The 26,291-nt window shown below is 49.5% G+C and carries 16 protein-coding genes and 3 pseudogenes; 14 read left to right on the top strand and 5 right to left on the bottom strand.

Going from position 1 to position 26,291, the window contains the following annotated elements:
* The first annotated feature begins 18 nt into the window (after window positions 1–18).
* From Enr10x_RS00535 to Enr10x_RS00490, 10 genes and pseudogenes are all read left to right on the top strand, one after another.
* Window positions 19–225: a helix-turn-helix domain-containing protein gene (locus tag Enr10x_RS00535; RefSeq protein WP_145447840.1), complete on the top strand. Its 207-nt coding sequence runs from the start codon at window positions 19–21 to the stop codon at window positions 223–225.
* A gap of 641 nt (window positions 226–866) precedes the next feature.
* A complete protein-coding gene (locus Enr10x_RS00530) occupies window positions 867–2,960 on the top strand; it encodes a type I restriction-modification system subunit M (protein WP_145447839.1) in 2,094 nt (697 codons plus the stop codon).
* On the top strand, window positions 2,957–4,300 hold the full coding sequence (locus tag Enr10x_RS00525) for a restriction endonuclease subunit S (protein ID WP_145447838.1): 1,344 nt from the start codon (window positions 2,957–2,959) through the stop codon (window positions 4,298–4,300). Before Enr10x_RS00530 ends, Enr10x_RS00525 begins: the two co-directional genes overlap by 4 nt.
* Window positions 4,297–5,601, top strand: coding sequence for an AAA family ATPase (locus tag Enr10x_RS00520; RefSeq protein ID WP_145447837.1), 1,305 nt, complete (start codon window positions 4,297–4,299; stop codon window positions 5,599–5,601). Before Enr10x_RS00525 ends, Enr10x_RS00520 begins: the two co-directional genes overlap by 4 nt.
* A gap of 7 nt (window positions 5,602–5,608) precedes the next feature.
* Window positions 5,609–6,220 carry a retron system putative HNH endonuclease gene (locus Enr10x_RS00515; protein WP_197997432.1) on the top strand — a complete coding sequence of 204 codons (612 nt, stop codon included), beginning with the start codon at window positions 5,609–5,611 and terminating at the stop codon, window positions 6,218–6,220.
* Between the two features lie 8 nt (window positions 6,221–6,228).
* Window positions 6,229–9,252, top strand: a complete 3,024-nt coding sequence (locus Enr10x_RS00510; RefSeq protein WP_145447835.1) for a type I restriction endonuclease subunit R — start codon at window positions 6,229–6,231, stop codon at window positions 9,250–9,252.
* 1,211 nt (window positions 9,253–10,463) lie between these two features.
* On the top strand, window positions 10,464–11,621 hold the full coding sequence (locus Enr10x_RS00505; RefSeq protein WP_232093022.1) for an IS256 family transposase: 1,158 nt from the start codon (window positions 10,464–10,466) through the stop codon (window positions 11,619–11,621).
* A gap of 465 nt (window positions 11,622–12,086) precedes the next feature.
* Window positions 12,087–13,571 (top strand): IS21 family transposase, encoded by a 1,485-nt coding sequence (gene istA, locus Enr10x_RS00500; RefSeq protein WP_145447831.1) that lies wholly within the window; start codon window positions 12,087–12,089, stop codon window positions 13,569–13,571.
* A 2-nt stretch (window positions 13,572–13,573) separates the two neighbouring features.
* Window positions 13,574–14,368: an IS21-like element helper ATPase IstB gene (gene istB, locus Enr10x_RS00495; protein WP_145447830.1), complete on the top strand. Its 795-nt coding sequence runs from the start codon at window positions 13,574–13,576 to the stop codon at window positions 14,366–14,368.
* A 110-nt stretch (window positions 14,369–14,478) separates the two neighbouring features.
* Window positions 14,479–15,585 (top strand): annotated as a pseudogene (locus Enr10x_RS00490) (ISL3 family transposase); the annotation flags it as partial.
* A gap of 138 nt (window positions 15,586–15,723) precedes the next feature.
* Here the strand turns inward: Enr10x_RS00490 and Enr10x_RS00485 are convergent.
* Window positions 15,724–16,177 (bottom strand): annotated as a pseudogene (locus Enr10x_RS00485) (transposase); the annotation flags it as partial.
* A 382-nt stretch (window positions 16,178–16,559) separates the two neighbouring features.
* Here Enr10x_RS00485 and Enr10x_RS00480 point away from each other — a divergent pair.
* A protein-coding gene (locus Enr10x_RS00480; RefSeq protein ID WP_232093184.1) for an IS3 family transposase occupies window positions 16,560–17,734 on the top strand; the annotation gives its coding sequence in 2 pieces (ribosomal slippage) (window positions 16,560–16,839 and window positions 16,839–17,734; 1,176 coding nt in all).
* A gap of 742 nt (window positions 17,735–18,476) precedes the next feature.
* Here the strand turns inward: Enr10x_RS00480 and Enr10x_RS00475 are convergent.
* Window positions 18,477–20,177: a SulP family inorganic anion transporter gene (locus Enr10x_RS00475; RefSeq protein WP_145113059.1), complete on the bottom strand. Its 1,701-nt coding sequence runs from the start codon at window positions 20,175–20,177 to the stop codon at window positions 18,477–18,479.
* A gap of 720 nt (window positions 20,178–20,897) precedes the next feature.
* The gene (locus Enr10x_RS30480) at window positions 20,898–21,089 is read right to left on the bottom strand and encodes a transposase (RefSeq protein ID WP_145116441.1); all 192 of its coding nucleotides are present in this window, start codon (window positions 21,087–21,089) and stop codon (window positions 20,898–20,900) included.
* 168 nt (window positions 21,090–21,257) lie between these two features.
* Between Enr10x_RS30480 and Enr10x_RS30745 the strand changes: the two are divergent.
* Window positions 21,258–21,573 (top strand): annotated as a pseudogene (locus Enr10x_RS30745) (transposase); the annotation flags it as partial.
* Here Enr10x_RS30745 and Enr10x_RS00455 read toward each other — a convergent pair.
* Window positions 21,519–22,028, bottom strand: a complete 510-nt coding sequence (locus Enr10x_RS00455; RefSeq protein WP_197996171.1) for a transposase — start codon at window positions 22,026–22,028, stop codon at window positions 21,519–21,521. The pseudogene Enr10x_RS30745 and the gene Enr10x_RS00455 sit on opposite strands and share 55 nt — an antisense overlap.
* Window positions 22,029–22,838: 810 nt before the next feature.
* Here Enr10x_RS00455 and istA (Enr10x_RS00450) point away from each other — a divergent pair.
* Both istA (Enr10x_RS00450) and istB (Enr10x_RS00445) read left to right on the top strand, forming a co-directional pair.
* Window positions 22,839–24,323 carry an IS21 family transposase gene (istA, locus tag Enr10x_RS00450; protein WP_145447831.1) on the top strand — a complete coding sequence of 495 codons (1,485 nt, stop codon included), beginning with the start codon at window positions 22,839–22,841 and terminating at the stop codon, window positions 24,321–24,323.
* Between the two features lie 2 nt (window positions 24,324–24,325).
* Window positions 24,326–25,120: an IS21-like element helper ATPase IstB gene (gene istB / locus Enr10x_RS00445; RefSeq protein ID WP_145447830.1), complete on the top strand. Its 795-nt coding sequence runs from the start codon at window positions 24,326–24,328 to the stop codon at window positions 25,118–25,120.
* A 465-nt stretch (window positions 25,121–25,585) separates the two neighbouring features.
* Here istB (Enr10x_RS00445) and Enr10x_RS00440 read toward each other — a convergent pair whose 3' ends face one another.
* Window positions 25,586–26,269 (bottom strand): hypothetical protein, encoded by a 684-nt coding sequence (locus Enr10x_RS00440; protein WP_145447829.1) that lies wholly within the window; start codon window positions 26,267–26,269, stop codon window positions 25,586–25,588.
* Window positions 26,270–26,291 lie beyond the last annotated feature (22 nt).

The following is a 26,291-nucleotide window of genomic DNA, read 5'->3' as shown; positions in this document are numbered from 1 at the left end:
GCCAGATAGTCTCCACTCATGCTAGGAGATGTATTACGGCACTTTCGAGAAGAAGCTGGAATGACCCAGGAGGCGCTTGCCTTCGAGGCTGGGTTAGATCGTACCTACATTAGCCAGCTGGAAAGAAATAAGAAATCACCGACGGTGGATGTTTTATTTCGTCTCTGCGATGCAATGGGTATTAAGGCCTCGGAGCTGATTGCTCGTGTTGAAGAAAAACGCTAGTGTCACACAATCTGAGCCAATCGGCTTTTGCTAACTTGGTTTAAGAAGGTTGCCAAATGATGCTCCCCAGCTAATTACCTTTGCGAGCCCATTCTTTCGTTCTCACCAGCCAATACCTCTCAACCCCCATCCGTCCTGACAAACGCCTGTTATAAAGGCGTACAAGGTCCTGTGAAAAGCACAAATCAATATGCTCCGACAAACCTTAAAGTGCGATCCCTTTGTGGCATTTTATTGGATCTAAATTCATAAGTTGTGAAAACGCAGATTATACTACTATCACATTTGAGGGTTGTTGGGGATGTTTAACAGATAGCACTCCGATTGTTATACGTTAGAATATCAACACATGGTAGACTTTGGTAGAATTTGAAAGGTCCTTGAACTTGGAGGTTTACCTAAGAAATACTGTATCACCGGGCTGAAGACAGGGTAGTCCTGAGGCGCTGGCTCACCAGCAAATGAATACCACTTATTACTCGGTAAGTGCTTCGACAGGTTCCAAGATAGTAGTGAATCGAAATGCGAAGGAGCCGTAATATTTAATGGTCCTCCAGCCTATAATCCCGACTCGACACTTCGGATAGACTGGCGAAAATACGGCTTATGGCAAATATTGAAAGAATTAAATAACGGATTCTATGACACACCAAGAACTTGCAAATTTCGTCTGGCAAATCGCTGACCTGTTACGGGGGCCATATCGCCCTCCTCAGTATGAACGCGTCATGCTGCCTATGGTTGTGTTGCGGCGATTTGATTGTGTGCTTGCGGAAACCAAGCCAAAGGTTCTTGCATCCTTCAAACGTATCAAGGAATACAAAGCTAACGTCCACGATCCGAAGCTGAATCGAGTCGCCGGAGACGGCAAGGACATTGGTTTCCATAATCACAGTGAGCTCGATTTCGAGAAGCTGAAAGGCGATCCAGACCACATTGGGCGACACCTTGCAGACTACATCGCCGGATACTCGGAGAATGTGCGGCAGATCTTTGATCGCTTCGACTTCACTAAGGAAATCGAAAAGCTCGAAGAAGCGAATCGTCTTTACCTTGTTGTCTCGAAGTTTGCCGATATAGACTTGGGACAGCTAGACACCCACGCCATGGGGCATCTCTTTGAGGATCTGATTCGGAGGTTCAATGAAGCAGCGAACGAGACCGCGGGTGACCACTTCACACCACGCGAAGTCATCCGCCTTATGGTGAATCTGCTGCTTGAACCCGACGATCATATTCTCACAACACCTGGAATACTTGCAACGATTTGTGACCCTGCGTGTGGAACAGGCGGGATGTTGTCCGAGGCTGAAAACTGGATCAAGGAACACAACCACAACGCAAATGTCCAAGTCTACGGACAAGATTACAACGCTCGATCATACGCTGTGGCTGCATCCGACTTGCTGATTAAAGGGCAGAACGATGGACAAATCGAACTGGGAAACACACTTACGGAGGACAGCTTCGTGGGTATGGAGTTTGATTACCTGATTGCCAATCCACCATTCGGCGTTGACTGGAAAGCGGAGAAAAAAGAACTAGATCGGTTATCCAATTTCCACGGGTACAAAGGTAAGCTTCCAAGAGTGAATGATGGAGCATTATTGTTCTTGCTCTACATGATTGGTCACTTTCAGGAGATCAACCCAGAGGAGAAAAAGATCGGTTCGCGATGTGCGATCGTTTTTAATGGGTCGCCGTTGTTTACCGGCGGAGCTGGTTCGGGGGAGAGTGAGATTCGCCGACAGATTATTGAAAACGACTGGCTCGAAGCAATCGTGGCGCTGCCAGAGCAGATGTTTTACAACACGGGTATCGGCACATTCATTTGGATCGTCACTAATCGCAAAGCCGAAGACCGACGGGGTAAGATTCAGCTTATTGACGCTCGTCAGCGATATAAACCGATGCGGCGTTCGTTAGGTGACAAACGGCGATATATCGACGACAAATCCATAGAAGCGATTTCGCGTGAGCACGGATCAAAGAGAACGTCAGATACGTGCAAGATGTTCAACAACGCTGACTTCGGATATCGGCGAGTGATCATCGAGCGACCTTTACGATTGCGGTTTCAGATCACTCAAGAAGCGACCGAGTCGTTTTTGGATGCGTACCCAAAGTTTCTCGATATGGTCCGAGCAATAGAATCGGAGCTAGGTACAGACCCACATCTCGATTGGAACGAAGTATGGGAGACAGTTCAGGAAGTTGCTAATCACCAGGAGATAAAATGGACTTCTGCTTCCAAGAAGCTTTTTCGCGAGTGCTACACGACGGTCGATTCAACCGCCGAACCGGTGATTGCTAGGCGGTTCAAGAAGTTTGATTTCGATGCGACAGCCGCTTTCCCCATGCAAGAGCTACAAGCTAAGCTTGATAAGAGCGAGTTGGCGGCAACAGTTGGATTGTACTGTGGCCCGTCAAAGGATGCGATTGAGTACGAAGCAGACTCCGATCTCCGCGACTACGAGAACATTCCGCTGAAAGAGCACGTCGTCGATTTCTTTTTGCGCGAAGTTCGGCCATTTGTTCAGGATTCGTGGATTGATCGAGGGTCCAAAAGTGCCCGAGACGAATTAGACGAGGGGATTGGCAAAGTTGGCTACGAAATCAACTTTAACCGAGAATTCTTTAGGTACAAGTCGCCTCCAAGCCTTTGCGAAATCAATGCCGAACTCGCTAGAGCTGAAAAACGGATAGTAGAGCTGCTAGGGCGGGGGGAACTATGAAAATTCGGGCACACGGACTTTCGCAGCTCCCGAATCACTGGAAAGTCCTTCCATTGAAATTCGCCGCTTCACACCAAGTTAGCAATATTGATAAGCACGCACACGACAATGAAATTCCCGTTCGCTTGTGCAATTATATGGACGTCTATAAGAATGAGTTTATTGACGCAAGTAAGATGAATCTCATGAAGGCTACAGCAACTGAGCATGAAATTGAGCGATTTCGACTGAACGTTGGTGACGTGATTATCACTAAAGACTCGGAGACATGGGAAGACATCGGTGTTCCGGCCCTTGTCATACAGAGTGGGGATGATGTGGTTTGTGGCTACCACCTAGCCATACTTCGTGGAAGGCCAGAGACGATAAGTGGACACTTTCTGTTTCGCTGTTTGCAATCCAAGACAATTAGACAGCAGTTAGAGCTTTCGGCAAAAGGTGTGACCCGATTTGGGCTGCCCCAGGATGGAATTGGAAAGCTCCAACTACCAATTCCGCCACTTAAAGAGCAGCATGACGTAGTCGAATTCCTCGAACGCGAGACTTTCCTTCTAGACGAACTCATCGCTGAAAAGAATGAAATGTTGGTGATATTGGACAGGAAACGCTCCGCAGCGATTACACAATTGGTTACGCAGGGACTTGACCCGAAGGTACGTCGAAGGCCATCGGGAAATGAAAGCCTAGGTGATATACCAGAGCACTGGAACGTTAGAAGGCTGAAATATCTACTGGAAGGAATCCAGCAAGGATGGTCGCCGCAGTGTCATAATTTTCCAGCAGGTGAAGGTGAATTCGGTGTCCTGAAGACTGGGTGTGTGAACGGCGGCATTTTTGACGAATCCCAGAACAAACTGCTCCCCGTCGACGTCGAACCACCGCTTGATATTGAGGTTAATCGTGGAGACATACTAATGTCGCGAGCTAGTGGCTCGATACATCTGATTGGCTCAGTGGCTCTTGTAAAATCGATGCCTAAAGCGAGGCTATTACTTTCGGATAAAACGTTTCGCCTCATTCCAAATCATGAGATGAATCCGGCCTATTTAGTTTTGGCAATGGGGTCAAACTGTCTTCGTTGGCAAATTAGCAGATGTATTAGCGGCGCTGAGGGGCTTGCAAACAATATCACAAAGTCCGACATTGGAAATCTAATCTTGCCCGTTCCACCGCTTTCCGAACAGGAACGCATCGCAGATGAGTTGAGCAACCTTGAAACCGAAACGGAGGCCATTAAGTTTGCCCTCAATGAGACACTCTCTTTGCTTTCAGATAAAAGAAGCGCCTTAATTACCGCTGCTATTACTGGCGAAATCCCAATTGAGGAGATGGTGGCATGATTCTTAAAAAGATAAATCTTGTCAACTATCGTGGCTTCGAGCAGATCGAATTTGACTTTCACGAACGGGTGACCGTAATTGCTGGCGTTAATGGCGTTGGGAAGTCAGGAATCTTGCTCGCTCTTACTGCGATGCTATCTCGCGCCCTCCGCGATTTCACACCATCGAGCAAAGAAGTAATTTACTTTAAAGATGAAGACATTTTTGGGGATAAGAAATCCCTCCAAGTGTCATCTGTGCTCCAGGTTGCGGAACACACTTGCCATATCACGATACAGCGAGTTGCCGAATCCGACGAAGGCAACATAGTTTCATTAATGTTTGAGAATCTTGTTGCGGGAGAAGACAAAACGGGCCTCGACAGCGCACAAGCAGAAACATCTAAGGTACTACGAAAGCTTAAGGAACGCCGTTCCCAACCACTTGCGATCTATTTTTCACCACAACGACAGTTGCCCGGAAAGCCCAGGGTATTGCCGCCTACAGAACCATTCTCTGTTGAAAGAGCCTATCAAACAGCGCTCGAAAATCGTCCAGTCGAACTACGAGATTTCATGCACTGGTTCCGTGTTCAAGAAGAACTTGCCGACGAGCATCAACCGCAACGTTTGAAGGTGCTCGAAACATTGAAGGGCGTCGTTACTACCTTTCTTAGCGATTTCTCAAATCTTCGTCTTGAAATGGAACCTCTGCGACTGATGATTAATAAACTGGGGGTACCTCTCGCGATCAACCAATTGTCGGACGGAGAAAGAGGAATACTTGCAATTCTATTCGACATCACACGTCGTTTGTCGATCGCGAATCCAGACTTAAAAGACCCAATTAAGGATGGCAAAGCAATCATTCTCATTGATGAAATCGACTTGCATTTGCATCCGACAATACAAAGGAAAGTGTTGCGACAATTTACCAACACATTTCAGAATTGCCAGTTCATTGTGACGACGCATTCCCCACAAGTTATCGGACAGTCGCATGCAAGTTCGATCCGCGCTCTTGAAAGAGATGAAGAGGACAACAAGGTGAAGTGGGTACCGGTGACCCAGAGCTTCGGCATGGACAGTAATTGGGTACTTCAAAGGATCATGGGGGCGCTACCACGCGACTTTGAAATTGAACAAAATTTGCGCAAGATTGCAGATGCAATTGACGACGGGAATTGGGATTCTGCAAGAGCGATGGTAATGGAGATCGAAGAAGATATCGGAATATTTCCTGAATTGCAGGAATGGAAGTCAATGTTGGATCGAATTGAGTTGCTTGAAAATGAAGCGAATAACGAAAACGAACCCTCCTAAGTCATTCATGAAATGGGTCAATGAAAATAGAGAGCTCAAAAACTTCTCCTATCGGTGCCTCCCTACCGAAGTTAAGGTTGACTTAAAGGCCTTTCTATTGAAGGAACAATATTTCCTGTGTGCATATCTTGGACTCTCGATCGCCCCTTCCTCCAGTCACATTGAGCATCTTAAGCCACAATCGGAATGCGAACCAGGAGAAGATGTCGAATATCGCAATCTAGTTGCCTGTTTCCCCAATGACGGAGGCAATGATTCATTAGGGTGCGGAGCGCCGTTCAAGAAAAGCTGGTGGGATGAAGAATTCTTCGTTTCACCGCTGCACGAGGATTGCGAGAGGAGATTTACCTTCGCTTGGTCCGGACACATTCATCCAAGTTTTAAAGATGACGAAGCCGCGCAAAAGACGATTGAGAAACTGGGACTTGATGCAGACTATGTGCGTAATCTTCGGAGAAAGGCCATCATTGGTTTCTTCGGCCTCAACGACAAGAGGCGTGTTACAAAGAAGCAGCTTCAAACACTCATCCAGTCACTCGACAAACCAAACGTTGATGGAAAACTCGCCTCTTTTTGTTTTGTATTGAAGTCCTTGTCGGTTCGAGTGCTTGAAGGGTAGAGAGTCGAATGTCGAAACCCATCTCAGAAACTGCTTTTGAAACGTTGCTATTTGAGAGTTTGCTGGGCGATGGATATATTAATGTTGACTCGACAGAGTTTGATCCAGAAACGGCGATCTTTCCGAACCGAGTACTTGATTTCATCAAGATCACACAGAAGAAACAGTGGGACAAGTTGGAGACGTTACATGGAGAGAAAACTGGTGAACGCATTCTGAGTGATCTTTGCAAGTGGATGGATTCACATGGTTCTCTGGCCACGCTTCGGCATGGCTTTAAGTGCTACGGGCGTACTTTGCAAGTTGCGTTCTTCAAAGCGGCTCACGATCTCAATTCAGAACTTGCCATTCAATACCAAACCAACTGTGTTGGCGCGACGCGACAGCTCTACTACAGCACCAAGAATAAGAATTCACTGGATTTGGTACTTAGTATCAATGGAATTCCGGTAGTTACAATGGAGTTGAAGAACCATCTCACTGGTCAGACAGTGGATGACGCCAAACGCCAATATCAAAAGGACCGTGACCCGCGTGAATTGATTTTCGAGTTCAAACGACGAACGCTGGTTCATTTCACAGTCGATCCAGACTCTGTCTTCATGACAACTCGCCTCGCGGGTTCAGCGACTTACTTTCTTCCTTTCAATCAAGGTGCCGATGGGGGAGCTGGAAATCCGGTTAGCAAGAACGGTAAGCACCGAACAGCCTATCTCTGGGAAGAAGTCTTTTCCCGTGAAAGTTGCCTTGACTTGTTCGCTCGGTTCCTACACTTGCAAATTGATGAGAGACGCACGGACGAAGGCAAGAAAATTAAAAAGGAATCGATGATCTTTCCTCGATACCATCAGCTTCAAGCCGTCCGAAAGCTGGTAGCTAATGCGAGGATTGAAGGTGTTGGACACAACTACTTGGTCGAGCATTCTGCGGGAAGTGGCAAAAGCAATACGATTGGCTGGCTGGCTCATCGGTTGGCTTCACTGCACAACGCTGATAATGAGAGGGTGTTCGACAGTGTGGTTGTGATTACTGACCGCTTGGTCCTGGATAGTCAGTTGCAGGACACTATCTATCAGTTCGATCACCGCCAGGGAGTAGTCCAAAAAATCGACGAGAATTCCCGTCAGCTGGCTGAGGCGTTGGAAAATGGTGTCCCTATAATCATTAGCACACTGCAGAAGTTTCCCTTTGTGACGCGGCAACTCGTAAAGCTTGCCGAGGAACGCAGTGACGAAAGTGAGGGTATATTGCCCACTCGCAAATGTGCGGTGATTGTTGACGAGGCTCATAGCTCTCAATCTGGCGAAACAGCGACCGATTTAAAGGCGGTTCTCGGTGGACGATTACTTCGCGAGAAGGCAGCCGAGAATGCGTTGGAGGAAGGTGCAGCGGACTTCGACGAACTTTATCGTAGCATGGCCAAACGTGGCCAGCTAGAGAACTTGAGTCTATTTGCTTTCACGGCCACGCCAAAACACAAAACGATCAAAATGTTTGGTCGAGACGGAGAAGCCTCTCACAAGTACACGATGCGGCAAGCCATCGAAGAAGGCTTTATCATGGACGTGCTGAAGAATTATACGACTTACGCGACATACTATCGTTTGGTGAAATCATGTGAGGATGATCCCGAAGTAGAGCGAAAAAAGGCTGCCAAGGCACTGGCTCGGTTCATGCGACTACACCCACATAACATCGCCCAGAAAACTGAAGTGATGGTAGAACACTTCAACGCGGTAACTCGCCATAAGATCGGGGGGCGAGCCAAGGCAATGGTGTTGACAGGCTCGCGTTTAGAGGCAGTACGGTACAAACAGAGCTTCGACGAGTACATCAAGAAGAAGGGGTACCCAATTAAGTCGCTCGTTGCATTTTCTGGGACAGTCCAAGACGATAAGATTCCCGAGAAGACATACACTGAAGAACAGATGAATAATGGCCTTCGAGAAAAGGATTTGCCGGAACGGTTTGGGACTCCTGAATTTCAGGTTCTGCTAGTCGCAGAGAAATATCAGACAGGTTTTGATCAACCATTGTTACACACGATGTACGTCGATCGGCGGCTGTCCGGGATACAAGCGGTACAGACGCTGTCACGGCTTAACCGAACTCATCCGTTAAAAGAAGACACCTTTGTACTTGATTTCGTCAATGACCGAGCGGAGATCCAAGAGGCTTTCAAACGGTACTACGATGGTGCGGTCATGGGAGAGGAAGTTGACCCGCACCGTATGTACGAAATTCGCGAGGAATTAGATGCCTCTGGAATCTACACACAGGATGAAGTTAACCACTTTTGTAAAGTCTTCTTCAAACCAAAACGTAAGCAGTCACCCAACGATCATAAGGAACTGAATACGATCCTCGATCTAGCCAAGGATCGATTCCAGCAACTTCTCGATTCCGATGAAAACGAAGCAGAACTATGGCGAGGCAAACTCGGAGCATTTCGCAATCTCTACACATTTCTCAGTCAAGTGATTCCCTACCAAGACTCTGATTTGGAAAAGCTCTACACCTATTTGCGCCATCTATCTCCAAAACTTCCCAAGCGTCGGAGCGGGCCTCAATACACATTCGATGACGAGATTCGGCTCGAATACTTCCGACTGCAAAAGATCAGTGAAGGGTCAATTAGCTTAAACACAGGGACAGCGAATTCGCTTGATGGTCCCAAAGAGGTAGGTAGTGGGAGTGTTCGGGAAGAAGAGGTACCACTTTCTCGGCTGATCGACGTGGTAAACGATCGGTTTGGTACGGACTTCAATGAAGCGGACCAATTATTTTTTGACCAAATCGTCGAAGCTGCCTGTGATGATTTAGGATTGCAGCAAGCCGCAAAGGCAAACCCGGAGGATAAATTCGCCTTGGTTTTTGATAAGGTACTGGAATCTCTTTTTGTTGAAAGAATGGACCAGAATGAAGATATCTTTGCAAGATTTATGAACGAAAAGGGTTTTCAAGATATCGTCGCTAATTGGCTTGTACATCAAGTCTATTCAAAACTCAATGACATTAAAGATTCTCCATAAATTTGTAGCAAAGACCAGTGATTCCGATTACCACCACAGCTACTTATCTCCTTGTTCCGAAGACCTGTTCTATACTCGCTAACCTGGTGCAGGCAAAGTTGCAGACAGATATTATGTTTTTTGAGACCAATCAGAAAACATGACAGTTCTCACTTGTGCGAGTGCTAAATACAAACCCGATCGGCTCTATTCCAACGGTTTGCGTTTGTCTGGATAGCTGGTAGAAATGTCTTGTTCTTATATGGCTGTGTTCGTCTCCTCTCTGACCTCTTCTGTCTCGGCCGACCTACTTGCTCCAAAACGAAAGAGCAGTTTGCAGTCTCTGTCTTCGTTGAAGATATCTTATGGTGCGATGGCGATCATATCTTAGCACGGGATATGGAGGCAACGTGGCGTTTAAAAGCCGAGATCCAAGCGACAATCAGGTATCCATTCATGAAGCGCCTGGAACGGCTTTTTCGTCAGAAGAGATCATACAAATGGAATGCCAATTGAAATCCAAACTGCAAAAACGCGAGATGGGTTTGAGCCTAAAGGGGGCTAGCTTTACCCTCATCTGACATTAAGTTGTTAATGTTGGAGTGGATATCTCTCCAACTTTTGCAGACGCATTTCTCAGTAAAAAGCCAATAGTGAATACACATTATAATGACATAACGACCTAACCATTTTCTCGGTCAGTGTATCCCCAAAATCAAACTTATCTAGGATCTTTAGCTACACACAACAATTTGCAAAAATCTTAAGTGATCAGCGCATATTCTCATGAACTTATTGATGTGTTCTGGTGTTAGTAATAATGGCTGCTTCACTCTTAGGTAGGTACAGATGAAAGGGGGTGTTCCATGTAAGGCGAAAAAGAGATCATAGACTCGCTACTGAAATGATATTAGTCGACCATAAAAATGGTTTTTATGCGTCTTCATTATCCAAGGGTGTCAATTACTAATGGGAAGAGATTTATGAGAATGAATATAGCTTCTCTCATCAATCATTTATTCGAGATGATGGGAGGTAGTTGCGAAATTGAGCTGCCAGACGGAAAAAATAAGTTACTGTAACATCTCTTCTGTAAATTATCTGTGTGGCGGAGTGGTGCTTGTTATTTGAGCGTAGCGAAAATAACAAGCACCACTCCGGCGAGCCCTTGAAAGGGTGGGCCAGATCGGTTTCTTTTTAATGTTTTCCACAACAGAAAAGGAACTCCAACCATGGCCCACCAACAACAATCTAACAACATTCTCGACGCTGTCCAGCTCCTGGCCGATCATGGATTCGATGAAATGTCGCAAGCACTCCAGATCCTGTTCAACGAAGCGATGAAGCTGGAACGTTCCGAATACCTCGGTGCCGAACCGTATCAACGCAGCGTAACGCGCCGTTCTTATGCCAACGGGTTTCAAGCCGAAATCAATTCCAAAGTCGCCTCGGAAAGCTGGAACTGCAGGTGCCCCAGACACGCGACGGCGACTTTTATCCCTCTGCACTGGAGCGCGGCGAACGGAGTTGAACGCGCACTGAAGCTGGCAATCGCTGAAATGTATGTTCAAGGCGTCTCTACCCGTAAGGTCGCCAAAATCACCACCGAACTCTGTGGCTTTGATGTCACCAGTACACAGGTCAGTCGGGCAGCGAAACTGCTCGACGAAGAGCTGGAAACGTGGCGTAATCGACCGCTGGGGCAGGTGGAATACCTGATCCTCGACGCCCGCTATGAAAAAGTTCGCGTGGAGGGCAGCGTGCGGGACTGTGCCGTGCTGATTGCGATCGGCGTCCTGGCCAGCGGTCACCGGAGCGTGCTCGGAGTGTCTGTGTCGCTCTCCGAAGCCGAAGTCCATTGGCGTGAATTCCTGGGTTCACTCAACCAGCGCGGCCTGCATGGCGTGAAGCTGATCGTCAGTGATGCACACGAAGGCCTGAAAGCGGCACGACAGAACATGCTTGCTGGAACGCCCTGGCAGCGTTGCCAGTTCCATTTGATGCAAAACGCGATGCAATACGTTCCCAAGGTTCATTTGCGCAAACAGGTGAGCGAAGAATTACGCAATATCTTTAATGCCAGAGACCTGGATGATGCGCTGAATGAACTGAAACGGTTCGTTTCCACTCATGAAAAAACAGCTCCGAAACTGGCGAGTTGGGCGGAAGAAAACATCCCGGAAGGACTGACCGTATTCACCATCCCTGCCGGTCATCGCAAGCGGATGCGAACCACAAACATGCTGGAACGGCAGAATAAGGAATTAAAACGGCGTACCCGCGTAGCGGGACTGTTTCCCAATGAGGAGTCGTTGCTGAGGCTGGTGACCGCGGTCCTGGTGGAACTCAGCGACGACTGGGAAACCGGCATGAGATACCTGACAATTTAATGCTGATCACAGAGACCGAAGGCCCCGGAAATTTACAGAATGTTTGTTGCTTTATCAAAAATAAGAATATTGTTATGTGCCATATCAGGCAAGAACCAGAAGGCCTAGCTTCGCATGTTCAAACTGTCTTAGGTGAAAGTTTTAAAGTATTAAAGGAGATTGATTTCTTTAATAGACATCAACGTGTTGTATTGAAAAACTTCGTAGTAGCCTCCGAGCAGACAAAAGAAAGAGTATATTTATACTACATTCGCTAGCAGTGCCCTTTATTATGCCGACCAAACTAACTGATCTCATATTACTTATTTCTGTAAACAGCGGCCAGAAAACGTAGCGCCTGTCGGGTAGTGGCAAATCGGTATAAAAACGTAGCGCCCAGATGACCACCTGTTGGTTTTGGGTCAGACTCTCAGTATATGAGTCAGTTCTGATCCGGAAACAGCGGGGGCAAGGGTGATTACAGATATGGAGTTATGGGGTGAGATCCGTCGGCGTGTTCTGACCGGAGAAATCAGTCAACGTGCTGCTCGTGACGAGTACGGTATTCACTGGGACACGCTGCAAAAAATACTGACCTACTCGGAGCCGCCGGGATACCGGCTGACTAAGCCCCGGCCTTCCAAGCTGGAGCCGTTTCTGCCGATCATTCATGAGATTCTGCAGAACGACCGCAGCGTGCATCGCAAACAGCGCCATACGGGGAAGCGCATCTTCGAACGTCTGCGGGACGAACACGGGTATTCCGGTGGAATCACGATCGTCCGGGAAGCCATCCGTGACTGGAAAGCCCAGTCCCGCGAGGTTTTCCTGCCGCTCCGCCATCCCCCGGGCGAAGCCCAGGTGGACTTCGGCTTTGCCGATGTCTGGCTGGACGGAACACTGACCAAAGTCGCCCTGTTTGTGATGACGTTACCTTATTCGGACGCGATTTTTATCCAGGCCTTTCCCCGGGAATGTACGGAAGCCTTTCTGGAAGGACACAAGCGGGCCTTTGAATTTCTGGGCGGTGTACCGCAGCGGATCAGCTATGACAACTCGAAAATCGCAGTAGCCAGTCTGGTAGGGAACCGTGAGCGAAAAGTAACGACCGAGTTCCTGCGTCTGAAAAGCCACTTTCTGTTTGACGATCATTTCTGTCTGGTACGACGACCGAATGAGAAAGGCCATGTCGAGCGGTTGCTGGACTATGCCCGCAGCAACTTCCTGGTCCCCGTTCCCCGGGTTGCTTCCCTGGAGACTCTGAACGAGCAGTTAGTGCAATGCTGCCGGAACGATCTGCAGCGTCAGTTGCGGGGACAGGCTTCCCCCAAACAGAGCCTGCTGGCGGAAGAACAACGGGAATTCCTGCGGCCCCTGCCACAGCAGACGTTCGAAGCCTGCCGACTGGGACAGGCACACGCCGACTCCCTGTCGCTGGTCCGCTTTGATACCAACAGTTACTCGGTTCCCACAAAATACGCGCATCGTCAGATCACTATCGTGGCCACCATCACCGAAGTGCGGCTGTTGTTTGAAGAGACGTTAATCGCCCGGCACCAGCGGGACTGGGGACGGGAACAGACCCGTTTTAACCCGATTCATTACCTGAGTTTACTGGAACGGAAGCCGGGAGGCTTTGATCATGCCCGCCCCCTGGAAGACTGGGATCTGCCGGTCTGTCTGGGCATTCTCCGCCGTCGGCTGGAAGCCGAACTGCAGTCAGACGGCACGCGGGAGTTCATCAAGGTGCTGCGCCTGCTGGAACACCATCCGTTATCCGCACTGAAGCGTGCGGTGGAATACGCGCTGGACATTGATGCGACCCGCGCTTCTGCCATTCGCCTGATTCTGGAATACCAGCAGGAGTCACCGCTGACTCTGTTCAGCCTGGAAGGCCGTCCCCACCTGAAGCTGGTACAGGTGGCACAGACGGATGTTTCTGCTTACCAGTCCCTGTTAATCGGAGGTTAAACGTGACCAGAAAACAAACCAAAAGCCTGGTGCTGCTGCAGCACCATCTCAAGAACCTGAGGCTGCCCACCATCCTCAGAGAATGCGAAAAGATCGCCGCCCGTTGTGCCACTGACAATGTCGACCATCTGGGATTCCTGTTACAGTTATGTGAACTGGAACTGATTGAACGGGAACGCCGGGCCGCGGAACGACGTCTGAAGGCCGCGAAGTTCCCGACGTATAAGACCCTGGAAACGTTCGATTTTCAGGTCCAGCCCGGCCTCAACAAACTGCTGGTCAGCGAACTGATGCGGGGTGAGTTTATCGAGCAGCGGGAGAATATCCTGCTGGTGGGCAATTCCGGCACCGGCAAGACGCACCTGGCAGTCGCCCTGGGGATTGCCGCCTGCGGCCAGGGAAAGCGGGTCCGCTTTTACCAGGTCACAGAACTGATTACCCAGTTAATGGAAGCCCGCGAACAGCGGGAGTTAACCCGCCTGAAAAAGCAGCTCGCGAAACTCGATCTGCTGATTCTGGATGAACTGGGATATGTCCCCGCAAGTAAACTCGGCTCCGAGTTGCTGTTCGACGTGATCAGCACGGCTTACGAACGTTTCAGCCTGATCGTAACGACCAATCTCCCCTTTGAAAACTGGACCGAGGTCCTGGGCAGCGAACGGCTGACGGGGGCCACACTCGACCGGCTCACCCATCGTTGCCATATCCTGGAAACCACTGGTGAAAGTTACCGGTTACAGGACGCCAAACGGCGGCACACAAAAAGCTCAAGCAAGCAACCGCGACTGACGAAATAACAAAAGACCACGCATTCGTCCCCAAACAGCCACATCAGGACGAATCCTGCACAGACAGCGCTACGGTTTTCAACCGGCACGCGCTACGTTTTCTGACCGTTGTTTACAATCTGGAAAAACGTCAGGTCATTGATTTGCTTCCGGATCGTACTTCAGATTCCCTGGCAGACTGGCTGATCTCACATCCTGGAGTGGAAATTATCAGCCGTGATCGTGGGGGAGAATATGCCTGTGGAGCGGCTCAAGGCGCTCCACAGGCAATACAGGTCGCAGACCGCTGGCATCTGTTAAAAAATGCCCGCGAAACTTTACAGAAAGTCATTGACCGCCATCAGAAGCAGGTCCGCGAGAGTGTCAAACTGGTTGCAGAGCGTGAATCTCAGTTATCTTCAAATCAGCTACACGATTCTATGCAACTTAGTAATTCTTCCACGACACCCAACACTGAGAATATCAGTCGCAGTAAAAAACGGATGCTGTATGAACAGGTTTGTGAACTTCATCAGAGTGGGATGTCCATTCGCAAAATCGCCAGTCAGCTTCGAGTCGGTCGGAGAACTGTGCGACGCTATTTACGCGCGGACGCTTTTCCAGAACGGGCAAAACGATCCGGGACCAGCTGTCTTGATCCTTACCAGGATGAATTGAAACCAATGTGGGATGCAGGAGTGACCAGGGCAACCGTTTTGTGGAAACGGTTGAAAGAACAGGGATTCCAAGGTTCTTACTCTGTGGTGAGTCGAAAGATTACGCTCTGGAGAAAGAGACTGCAGACTCCGGGAGACTGTCAAAGAATGTTAAACAATCTGCGGGTGGTGCAGCTTCCTTCTTCCAGGCATCTTTCTTGGTTACTTTGGAAACCCGTTGATAAATTGAAACGTAACGAGAAAAAACTGGTGAAGGAACTTTTAAAGGCACCGAAGATCCTTCAAGCAACCCAACTGATTCATGAATTTCAAGCATTCATTCAGCAGAAAAACAGCACGGGCTGGGACGATTGGTTAGAGAGGGCCTGTTCTGAAGACGCTCCCATCGAGATTCAACGTTTCGGAAAGAATCTCAAACAGGATGGACAAGCTGTGAAGGCGGCGATGGAATCAGAATGGAGCAATGGCCAGGTGGAAGGTCAGGTCAATCGTCTGAAAATGGTCAAACGGCAGATGTACGGTCGGGCAAGTTTTGATTTACTGCGAGCCCGGTTCCTGAATAACGCTTAATCATCAAAAGTGCGGGAGAACCCGCTTTGCACGCCAATCTCCAATACAACGAATGTATGGTCGATGTATTCTTTCTCCGGCATCTATTTCTAGTTCGGACTTTTAGAGGCGATACACCAGCTTGTGATTCACACGTCAGCCTTCCCGCTGTAACAGGATATGCAGACGTCGATAGCCGTAACGCACACGAATGGTGGGCAGTTCACGCAGTCGCATTCGCAGTTCGGCCCGTTCATCAAGAACACTCTGGTAACGGTGACTGGCCCTCAAGAAGCCGAGCACCTGGCAGGCACGCCGTGCACTGTCTTCGTAGCAAACCTGCAGTACCTGCATCAGAGTACGACGACGAGCGGGCCTCACGGCTTTTTTTGAGAACGTCCTGGAGCATGCTCTTGTCCAGTCTCAGGTCAGCCACCAGTTGTTTGAGCTTCCGGTTCTCCTCTTCCAACTGCTTCAGTCTGCGGACTTCAGCGCCCCCCAGACCGGCGTACTTCTTCTTCCAACGGTAAAAGGTCTGCTCGGTGATCCCCGTCTTCCTGACGATCTCCGCTACCGCAGTGCCGGACTCATGCTGCCGCAACGCAAAGGCAATCTGCTCTTCTGAATCTCATTTCCGTTTCATGCTGTCTGAGCCTCCTGCGAAAAATAAAAGATAACAAAATTTCTCGCATTCCGCATGGAACTGGAAACGGGGAGAAGGTCACTGATCAATGTCATCGCAACTTCAATGCAATTGTGTCCGAGATGAATCGAGGCGCATCAAAAAAGGACTTACGCCAGATCGACGTAAGTCCTTTCTTTTTATAGTACCGGAGGTGGGACTCGAACCCACACAAGGTTTACCCCCACTGGATTTTGAATCTTAAAATGATAGATTGACCATATGCCGCTTATGCATTGTAACTACATTGTGGACTTCCCCAGTAATAGTGGGCGTCTGCCCGAGAGTGTATACTCTCTGAGAGGAGTTCAGTATGTCCAGAAATTCAAAATCATCGGCATCTAAACCTAAGATATCACGACGCGTTTATTCCAGGGAATTCAAACTGGATGCAGTGCGTCTGGTGTCTCAAGAGGGCTATTCACTCGCTGCAGCTGCCCGGAGCCTGGGAGTCCACGTCAGCCAGATTCGTAAATGGAAAGAGAAATTCATGCCCCAAGGCAAAGAATCGTCTTCGTTGACAGAAGATGAAAAAGCAGAACTGAAGCGGCTACGTGCAGAGAATCGTCGTCTTAAAATGGAACGGGATATTTTAAAAAAAGCCACCGTTTTTTTTGCGAAGGAAAATCAATGAGGTTTGCCTTTATCGAAGAACACGAGCAGTCCTTTGAGGTCACTACCATGTGCCAGACCTTCCAGGTTTCACGGAGCGGTTATTATGCCTGGAAACGACGCAAGCCGGGTACCCGTCAACTTCGTCAGCAGAAGCTGACTGAGGAAATCCGTGCGATCCATCAGGAGAACCAACAGGTTTACGGCTCACCACGGATTCATCAGGAACTCCAGGAGCGTGGCCGCAAATGTAGTGTGAATACCGTGGCAAAATGGATGCGAGAAGCAGAAATACGTGCCAAAACGACGAAGAAGTTCTGTGTCACAACGGATTCGAATCACCATTTGCGGGTGGTTGGGAATCTATTGAATCAGCAGTTCGACTCTCCCACGCAAACCAACCAGATCTGGGTGAGTGATATCACGTATTTGTGGACTGATGAGGGCTGGTTGTATTTGGCTGCCGTGCTCGACTTATATACCCGAAAGGTTGTGGGCTGGTCGATGTCAAAGACCATGACAGCAGATCTGGTATCTGATGCCTTGAAGATGGCCATCGGCCGGCAGCATCCCGGGGAGGGATTACTGATTCATTCTGATCGCGGGAGTCAGTATGCCAGTGATGCGTATCAACGGCTGTTAAGAGAACACGGGATTAAATGCAGCATGAGTCGGAAGGGGAACTGCTGGGACAATGCCCCCATGGAATCCTTCTTCGCAACGCTGAAAAAGGAACTGGTCTATCAAGAGCGGTACACAACCCGTCAGAGGGCGCGTTTGAGCGTCTTTGTCTACATCGAAACGTTTTATAATCGCAAGCGAAAACATTCGGCCCTGGGCTATAAAAGCCCCGAACAGTTTGAACAGGCCACCTAACCTTAACAACGCGCCCACTATTACTGGGGAAGTCCATTGATGCCAGAACGATGTGCTGATTTCATACTACGATGGCATTGAAGACATATTGTCTTGAAATTTCCAATTTTGTCCGCGATAGCATCAGCCAGAAACCCATCACCCCGAACCGCCAGGCATTCAGTTCACCCGACGATGCCTCACATCTTGTGATTCTCGTCCATAGGGAGGCCCGTTGAGAATGACCAGATAGCTTGCCATGACAGGTTCCTAGGACAGTCGAATTAGACTCAGGCTATTAAACTAAAGCAACATAAAGTTGCCAGCCACCAGTCATACTGACTACCCGCCAAAGTAAGCGTATGAAGGTGACTGGCAATCATCATTAACTCAAATCGAGTAACAACTTGAGCCACCCGCTCGAGTGGATACGGAAGATTCGTAACTGAAATACTCAGGAATCCGTACGACGGACATTCTTTCCCGGCTTTTTGTAACATCCATGTGATTCTTGTAAGATCATTTTCTTGAAGGTCATCATCACATTAGTTCACAAAACACATGGAACAGATCATTAAGCAATAAACTTTGCCTACATCTCGCACGCGTATGGTTTCCTAATAGACGATAACAGCGTTTGATTCGAAACTCGTCAGACGACAGTATTCCACTATGGTATCGGCGGTGACCTCCGTTCTGATCGGCGTTGATCACCAGAAACCGCATTACACCCGGCTGAGATCCTCTGATTCCATCTTGCCTTTCATTGACGCTGGTCCTTCTCGATTTCCTCTATGTGAAGGATCGCATCGTTGAAGGTTGCCAGGCAGTTTTCTTTGGTTACTTTTTCGATAATCAGTAATCGGGACAGTGTGCGTTCGACCTGTGGTCTTAAACCGGTGAAGAACACAATGGCCCCCTGTTTATGCGCTTTATCGATAATATCATCCAGTAAATAAGCGCCCGACATATCGACCATCGGAACGCGGGCCATACGAATAATCAGATACTTGTAGTCAACCAGGGCTGAAGAAGTGCGATAGATTGTATCAGAAACACCAAAGAACAGCGGACCTTCCAGTCGTAATTTGAGAACTTTTTCCTTGAGTTCCTCCGGGATACTCACATCGGCCGGCAGCGGGCGGTCAATTTCAGTCAGACTGACCACGTTCTGTTCATAAGCCTGCCCCAGTTCCTGCACGATCCGCACGAAGGCGATTGTAATCCCCACGCCCATCGCCACCAGCAGGTCGACCGAAATCGTCAGAATCAACACGGCCCAGAAGCAGATCGAATCCATGAACGGCATCCGGTGCAGCACCGGCAGCACGCGGTAGTCGATAATATCAATGCCGACTTTCAGCAGAATCCCTGCCAGGCAGGCCATGGGAATGTAACTGGCATAAGGTGCCAGTCCGAGCATCAGTGCCAGCAGGACCAGCCCATGCACAATCGAAGCCAGGCCCGTTTTACCGCCGCACTTGATATTCGCGACGGTCCGCATGGTGGCAGTCGCCGTAGTCACGCCCCCGACAATTCCGCAGCCCAAGTTCGCAATGCCCTGACCAAAGATTTCCCGGTCACTGTTGTGTCGTTCGTTCATCATATTGTCCGCCACCAGACAGGTCAGCAGTGAATCAAAGATACAGAGCCCGGCCAGCGCAAAGGCACCGCCGATCATATCACCGAAGCGGGAAAAATCGGGCCAGTACAGGTGCGGCACTCCCACCGGCATGGAAGCGATATATTCAATGTCCCGGAACTGCAGCAGATGGGCCAGGCTGGTTCCGACAATCAGTCCCATCAGCGGGGCCGGTAACCATTGCTTCTTCGTCAGCCGGGGCCAGAGGAGAATCGTCGCAAATGTGGCCAGTGAAATAATCAAAGCATGCGGCTTTTCATGCATGATGTCATACGGAATCTGCTTGATCGCTCCCATCACCGAGTTCGGCGTGGCAAATCCGAGCATGGGCGGAATCTCGAGCAACATGATGATCACGCCGATCCCGCACATGAAACCGGAGACCACGGAATAGGGGGTGTAATAGATAAACCGCCCGATTTTCATCAGCGCCAGCACGATACAGATCAGACCGCTCAGAAAGACCATCGACATCGCAAACACCACATCGGGCTGGCCGCTGGCCAGTTTCGTCGCCGCGATGATCGCGGCCAGCTGAACCACCTTAGGCCCTGTCGGACCGCTCACACCGGTCGTGGAACCACCAAACAGCCCCACCAGGATACCGCCACAGATCGCGGCCCACATTCCGGCTTCGGCCCCCAGGCCTGATGCCACACCAAAGGCCAGGGCCAGCGGCATTGCGATGACGGCCACCGTAATCCCCGCCAGAATATCGTTGGGGACATTGGTGTGCATGATTTTGATGTTGTCCCAGGGATTAAAATCATTGAGATAGCTTAGAAAATTAAACTTAGACTGATTCGGATCATTTTGTAACATAAACCATCCATATCTTTGAATGAGTCTGAGAACAGCTCTCAGGCGGGGAGAAAGAAGAACATGTAAAAAACATTCTTCAGAAATTGCGTACTAAGTCATAAATAATTCGACAGCGTTGATTAATGCAGATCTGTCATAAATCAAAACCTGTGATTTACGAGTGTAGCAAATAAGCATAGAAGCGAATTGAAAAGCGTGATTATGTCGGAAAGCATCCACGTATTTAACAGCACGCAACAGGTGGGCCACGGGAATCATGACTTTCATCTCGATCCGACTCTTTAACGCTGAAAACTGCGTTATGAATCATGGAATACGAAAGAGAAATCTCGGTTGAGATTTCTACATCCTGTACTAGCGGCTCTTCTCCACTAGAATCTTCACTCTCTTCAAACTCCAAATAAAGCCAGTTTGAATCTGATACAGGAGAAGTAGTTATACTCGGCTCGCCAAATAAACAGGCCACGACCAAGATAAATATTGAGCAATACACTAACAGTAGTGTTTGGTGCGTTGATAACTTCATTCGTAACAGCCTATGTTTTATATATAGCTTTGTCAATACATAGGCCGACGTTTCCCATATGAGTTGAGCCTGGAACCGCTCCAAGCCTAAATCGCTCCCCGTCGAGTCGTTTTTCAGCGGCGAAGGCTGATTCTGCGCAGACTCTCTCCGCCAGTAACCTCGTTTTTCACTGTTTGTTCCGCTCCCGAGTCATGTCACTCGTCCAGCGGTGGCGGCAGTGCCAGTCGTTCAATACGGTCGAGAATGGCCGCGAACAACCGCCGTAGCACGGCCACCTCGGAGAGTTGGAACGTGATGTACTTGGAGTGCCGCGTCACCTTGGCCCCTATCTTCACGAGCTTCTCCCGCAGCGTCGTCAGCGACCAGTGTCGGACTTCCCTGGGCAGCGCAACCGGTTACTGTAACATCTCTTCTGTAAATCATCTGTGTGGCGGAGTGGTGCTTGTTATTTGAGCATAGCGAAAATAACAAGCACCACTCCGGCGAGCCCTTGAAAGGGTGGCCCAGATCGGTTTCTTTTTAATGTTTTCCACAACAGAAAAGGAACTCCGACCATGGCCCACCAACAACAATCTAACAACATTCTCGACGCTGTCCAGCTTCTGGCCGATCATGGATTCGATGAAATGTCGCAAGCACTCCAGATCCTGTTCAACGAAGCGATGAAGCTGGAACGTTCCGAATACCTCGGTGCCGAACCGTATCAACGCAGCGTAACGCGCCGTTCTTATGCCAACGGGCTTCAAGCCGAAATCATTTCAAAGTCGCCTCGGAAAGCTGGAACTGCAAGTGCCCCAGACACGCGATGGCGACTTTTATCCCTCTGCACTGGAACGCGGCGAACGGAGTGAACGCGCACTGAAGCTGAGTTCTTTCAGCGGTCGTCGCCGATGCACCTGATCGATCCACTGGCCCGACAAGTTCATTAGCGCCGTCAGGTTATACCGCTGGCTGAGCGTCTCGGTCTCGAATCGGCCGACCTCGCTACTCGACGCCGCTTGCTTCTCCGGTTGGCTGGCTCTTCCACCAACCACGTGTCTCATGGCGGGGTCGACGCACAAACGCTCGGCGTCGTTGACATCTTCATAACCGGCCAAACGGCAGTAAATCGATTGCCGCAATAGCGGCACGAACAAGTGCTGCTTGTTGCTGCCCAGGCGTAAATCGGTCAGCAGGTCTGCGCCGATTTCAGTGAGTCCCAACGCTTCGTCGAGTTCGCGGTAGGCCAGCAGTCCGGCATCACTGGTGACCTTGCTGCCGCAGAATTTCAGCTTCAACCGGCTGTCAAAACCGACCCGCAAATCGTCGTTTTTCGCGTCACCCATGGGGTTCCCCTGCCACCTTGGCATGATTTGGCAGAATACCCCTGTTTTGAAGAGTTTGGCGCAAATAGCGTGCCAAAGATCGGGAAGTCAAATGGAAAATTCGGGTTTAGAAAATCGCGTTCGACATCTCGAGGTGTGATGTTGTCTCGGACAGTTTCTGGATAGAAAGGAAAGGCAGGGGCAGCCGAGAGTAACCTTGTCAGGTTTTCGTTGCTCCATCCACCACTTCGATCGTCAGTAGGACAGATTGTATCTCAGGAACAAATTTGAAGATTGCACAAGAAACTAGAAATACAAAAAAATGAGGGAACTGATAGATCATTAAAACGTCTTCAGTCCTTGTAATTCTCTACATCAGATGAATCAACTAAATATTTTTTAAAGTCTACAGAATCGATTTTCATATTTGTTTTCTGCCCACAACTTCGGCAGCGAAGATTAACTGTACCTTGATTACCAGTAGCTAAAGGATCATGATATCCCAGAAGACCGGCACACTCTTCACAAAAAATACTTCGTCTAGCAAGATAGTCTTCAATACTCTCTGCCACTGATAAGTCACTCGTAATACTCGCATTTTGCTCAACTTTTGGGGTATCTACCAGTTCGTTTTTACCACGAGATTCATCCCACTTTTGGTGTGACAGTTTGTATTGTAAACAGCGGCCAGAAAACGTAGCGCCTGTCGGGTAGTGGCAAATCGGTATAAAAACGTAGCGCCCAGATGACCACCTGTTGGTTTTGGGTCAGACTCTCAGTATATGAGTCAGTTCTGATCCGGAAACAGCGGGGGCAAGGGTGATTACAGATATGGAGTTATGGGGTGAGATCCGTCGGCGTGTTCTGACCGGAGAAATCAGTCAACGTGCTGCTCGTGACGAGTACGGTATTCACTGGGACACGCTGCAAAAAATACTGACCTACTCGGAGCCGCCGGGATACCGGCTGACTAAGCCCCGGCCTTCCAAGCTGGAGCCGTTTCTGCCGATCATTCATGAGATTCTGCAGAACGACCGCAGCGTGCATCGCAAACAGCGCCATACGGGGAAGCGCATCTTCGAACGTCTGCGGGACGAACACGGGTATTCCGGTGGAATCACGATCGTCCGGGAAGCCATCCGTGACTGGAAAGCCCAGTCCCGCGAGGTTTTCCTGCCGCTCCGCCATCCCCCGGGCGAAGCCCAGGTGGACTTCGGCTTTGCCGATGTCTGGCTGGACGGAACACTGACCAAAGTCGCCCTGTTTGTGATGACGTTACCTTATTCGGACGCGATTTTTATCCAGGCCTTTCCCCGGGAATGTACGGAAGCCTTTCTGGAAGGACACAAGCGGGCCTTTGAATTTCTGGGCGGTGTACCGCAGCGGATCAGCTATGACAACTCGAAAATCGCAGTAGCCAGTCTGGTAGGGAACCGTGAGCGAAAAGTAACGACCGAGTTCCTGCGTCTGAAAAGCCACTTTCTGTTTGACGATCATTTCTGTCTGGTACGACGACCGAATGAGAAAGGCCATGTCGAGCGGTTGCTGGACTATGCCCGCAGCAACTTCCTGGTCCCCGTTCCCCGGGTTGCTTCCCTGGAGACTCTGAACGAGCAGTTAGTGCAATGCTGCCGGAACGATCTGCAGCGTCAGTTGCGGGGACAGGCTTCCCCCAAACAGAGCCTGCTGGCGGAAGAACAACGGGAATTCCTGCGGCCCCTGCCACAGCAGACGTTCGAAGCCTGCCGACTGGGACAGGCACACGCCGACTCCCTGTCGCTGGTCCGCTTTGATACCAACAGTTACTCGGTTCCCACAAAATACGCGCATCGTCAGATCACTATCGTGGCCACCATCACCGAAGTGCGGCTGTTGTTTGAAGAGACGTTAATCGCCCGGCACCAGCGGGACTGGGGACGGGAACAGACCCGTTTTAACCCGATTCATTACCTGAGTTTACTGGAACGGAAGCCGGGAGGCTTTGATCATGCCCGCCCCCTGGAAGACTGGGATCTGCCGGTCTGTCTGGGCATTCTCCGCCGTCGGCTGGAAGCCGAACTGCAGTCAGACGGCACGCGGGAGTTCATCAAGGTGCTGCGCCTGCTGGAACACCATCCGTTATCCGCACTGAAGCGTGCGGTGGAATACGCGCTGGACATTGATGCGACCCGCGCTTCTGCCATTCGCCTGATTCTGGAATACCAGCAGGAGTCACCGCTGACTCTGTTCAGCCTGGAAGGCCGTCCCCACCTGAAGCTGGTACAGGTGGCACAGACGGATGTTTCTGCTTACCAGTCCCTGTTAATCGGAGGTTAAACGTGACCAGAAAACAAACCAAAAGCCTGGTGCTGCTGCAGCACCATCTCAAGAACCTGAGGCTGCCCACCATCCTCAGAGAATGCGAAAAGATCGCCGCCCGTTGTGCCACTGACAATGTCGACCATCTGGGATTCCTGTTACAGTTATGTGAACTGGAACTGATTGAACGGGAACGCCGGGCCGCGGAACGACGTCTGAAGGCCGCGAAGTTCCCGACGTATAAGACCCTGGAAACGTTCGATTTTCAGGTCCAGCCCGGCCTCAACAAACTGCTGGTCAGCGAACTGATGCGGGGTGAGTTTATCGAGCAGCGGGAGAATATCCTGCTGGTGGGCAATTCCGGCACCGGCAAGACGCACCTGGCAGTCGCCCTGGGGATTGCCGCCTGCGGCCAGGGAAAGCGGGTCCGCTTTTACCAGGTCACAGAACTGATTACCCAGTTAATGGAAGCCCGCGAACAGCGGGAGTTAACCCGCCTGAAAAAGCAGCTCGCGAAACTCGATCTGCTGATTCTGGATGAACTGGGATATGTCCCCGCAAGTAAACTCGGCTCCGAGTTGCTGTTCGACGTGATCAGCACGGCTTACGAACGTTTCAGCCTGATCGTAACGACCAATCTCCCCTTTGAAAACTGGACCGAGGTCCTGGGCAGCGAACGGCTGACGGGGGCCACACTCGACCGGCTCACCCATCGTTGCCATATCCTGGAAACCACTGGTGAAAGTTACCGGTTACAGGACGCCAAACGGCGGCACACAAAAAGCTCAAGCAAGCAACCGCGACTGACGAAATAACAAAAGACCACGCATTCGTCCCCAAACAGCCACATCAGGACGAATCCTGCACAGACAGCGCTACGGTTTTCAACCGGCACGCGCTACGTTTTCTGACCGTTGTTTACATTCAATTGAAAAATAGCAGGGTGAGTTGGAGGATATGGGCTAAATGTACCAACTCCCAGGAAAGCTATCCTCGTCACATCATGATTTTATTGTCGGGACAACTCACAAGTTGGTTTTTAAAAAGTACTTCCCCTTCTGTAACACGTATTAAAATCAGTTGAATGCAGCCCCTGTACGCCGTTCTACGGGGCGTCTGGGATTAATTAGGTAAACAAACCCATGTGAGGCTCAGAGCCCGTGATAGGGGCGATTACGATGGGACTTTTATTTGGGTCAAATCAAGGAAATTTAACCGGAGATGTAATACATCAAGAGTCACCAATCAAAGGCCACAGCATCTCCAGATTCTCAATGAGGTCACTCATCATCAATTTGAGAATGCTTTTGGCGACGTTTATACATCGCCAAAAGTGCTTCAATAAACTTATCAATATTGCAGTTACAAAAAAGTTCTTTCGCCAAACAAGCGAGGTATATTCTAATAGCTTCATCACCAAATTGAGCCGCTAATAGGAAACCTGAATTCCTAAAAACGAATTCGTGAAATTTGAAACAACCATATCCTTGATTTTCTTTGTAATATTCAAGATCAGTATTTACGAGCCATCCCATTAATTCACTTAAGGTTAAGTTTGGCAGAGAATCCTCAACGCATAAATTGCCTTGTTCTTCATGGTCATTGAACTTTTCCAGCTGATCAGCAATCAAGGTACCTTGTGAACTAAGATTAAATATTCGTTCATGTGCATCCCAATATTGTTCTTTATCAATCTGGGCAATGTATAAGTCGTCGATTACAAAATCTCGATCTTCGGCTAGCAAGGGGCAAGCGTCTTGCATTTTTACTAGGTGTGAATCGATCTGTTCAAACAGATCCATGATCGCTGCTAAACCGTTCTTCAGAATGGGCATTTCCTCATCAGTGGCTGCTTCTACTCCCCAACACCCTCCCCAACCACTCTCACTGAGCGTTGAACGCATTTGTGCCCACCAAATAATGGCTATTATTTCTTCAGGATCGATTTTATCCTCATCAGTCATGTGCTCATCTCCAGCTATAAAA

The organism is Gimesia panareensis (assembly GCF_007748155.1).
GTDB lineage: Bacteria > Planctomycetota > Planctomycetia > Planctomycetales > Planctomycetaceae > Gimesia > Gimesia panareensis.
This window is presented reverse-complemented; position numbering and strand designations above follow the sequence as displayed.

Bases quoted from the DNA above. Each gene is read 5' to 3' on its own strand.
- Enr10x_RS00440 (WP_145447829.1), bottom strand. From the start codon at position 26,269: ATGACTGATGAGGATAAAATCGATCCTGAAGAAATAATAGCCATTATT.
- istA (WP_145447831.1), top strand. From the start codon at position 22,839: ATGGAGTTATGGGGTGAGATCCGTCGGCGTGTTCTGACCGGAGAAATC.
- Enr10x_RS00525 (WP_145447838.1), top strand. From the start codon at position 2,957: ATGAAAATTCGGGCACACGGACTTTCGCAGCTCCCGAATCACTGGAAA.
- Enr10x_RS00515 (WP_197997432.1), top strand. From the start codon at position 5,609: ATGAAATGGGTCAATGAAAATAGAGAGCTCAAAAACTTCTCCTATCGG.
- Enr10x_RS00530 (WP_145447839.1), top strand. From the start codon at position 867: ATGACACACCAAGAACTTGCAAATTTCGTCTGGCAAATCGCTGACCTG.
- Enr10x_RS00520 (WP_145447837.1), top strand. From the start codon at position 4,297: ATGATTCTTAAAAAGATAAATCTTGTCAACTATCGTGGCTTCGAGCAG.
- istA (WP_145447831.1), top strand. From the start codon at position 12,087: ATGGAGTTATGGGGTGAGATCCGTCGGCGTGTTCTGACCGGAGAAATC.
- Enr10x_RS00510 (WP_145447835.1), top strand. From the start codon at position 6,229: ATGTCGAAACCCATCTCAGAAACTGCTTTTGAAACGTTGCTATTTGAG.
- Enr10x_RS00505 (WP_232093022.1), top strand. From the start codon at position 10,464: ATGGCCCACCAACAACAATCTAACAACATTCTCGACGCTGTCCAGCTC.
- Enr10x_RS00475 (WP_145113059.1), bottom strand. From the start codon at position 20,177: ATGTTACAAAATGATCCGAATCAGTCTAAGTTTAATTTTCTAAGCTAT.
- Enr10x_RS00535 (WP_145447840.1), top strand. From the start codon at position 19: ATGCTAGGAGATGTATTACGGCACTTTCGAGAAGAAGCTGGAATGACC.
- Enr10x_RS00455 (WP_197996171.1), bottom strand. From the start codon at position 22,028: ATGGGTGACGCGAAAAACGACGATTTGCGGGTCGGTTTTGACAGCCGG.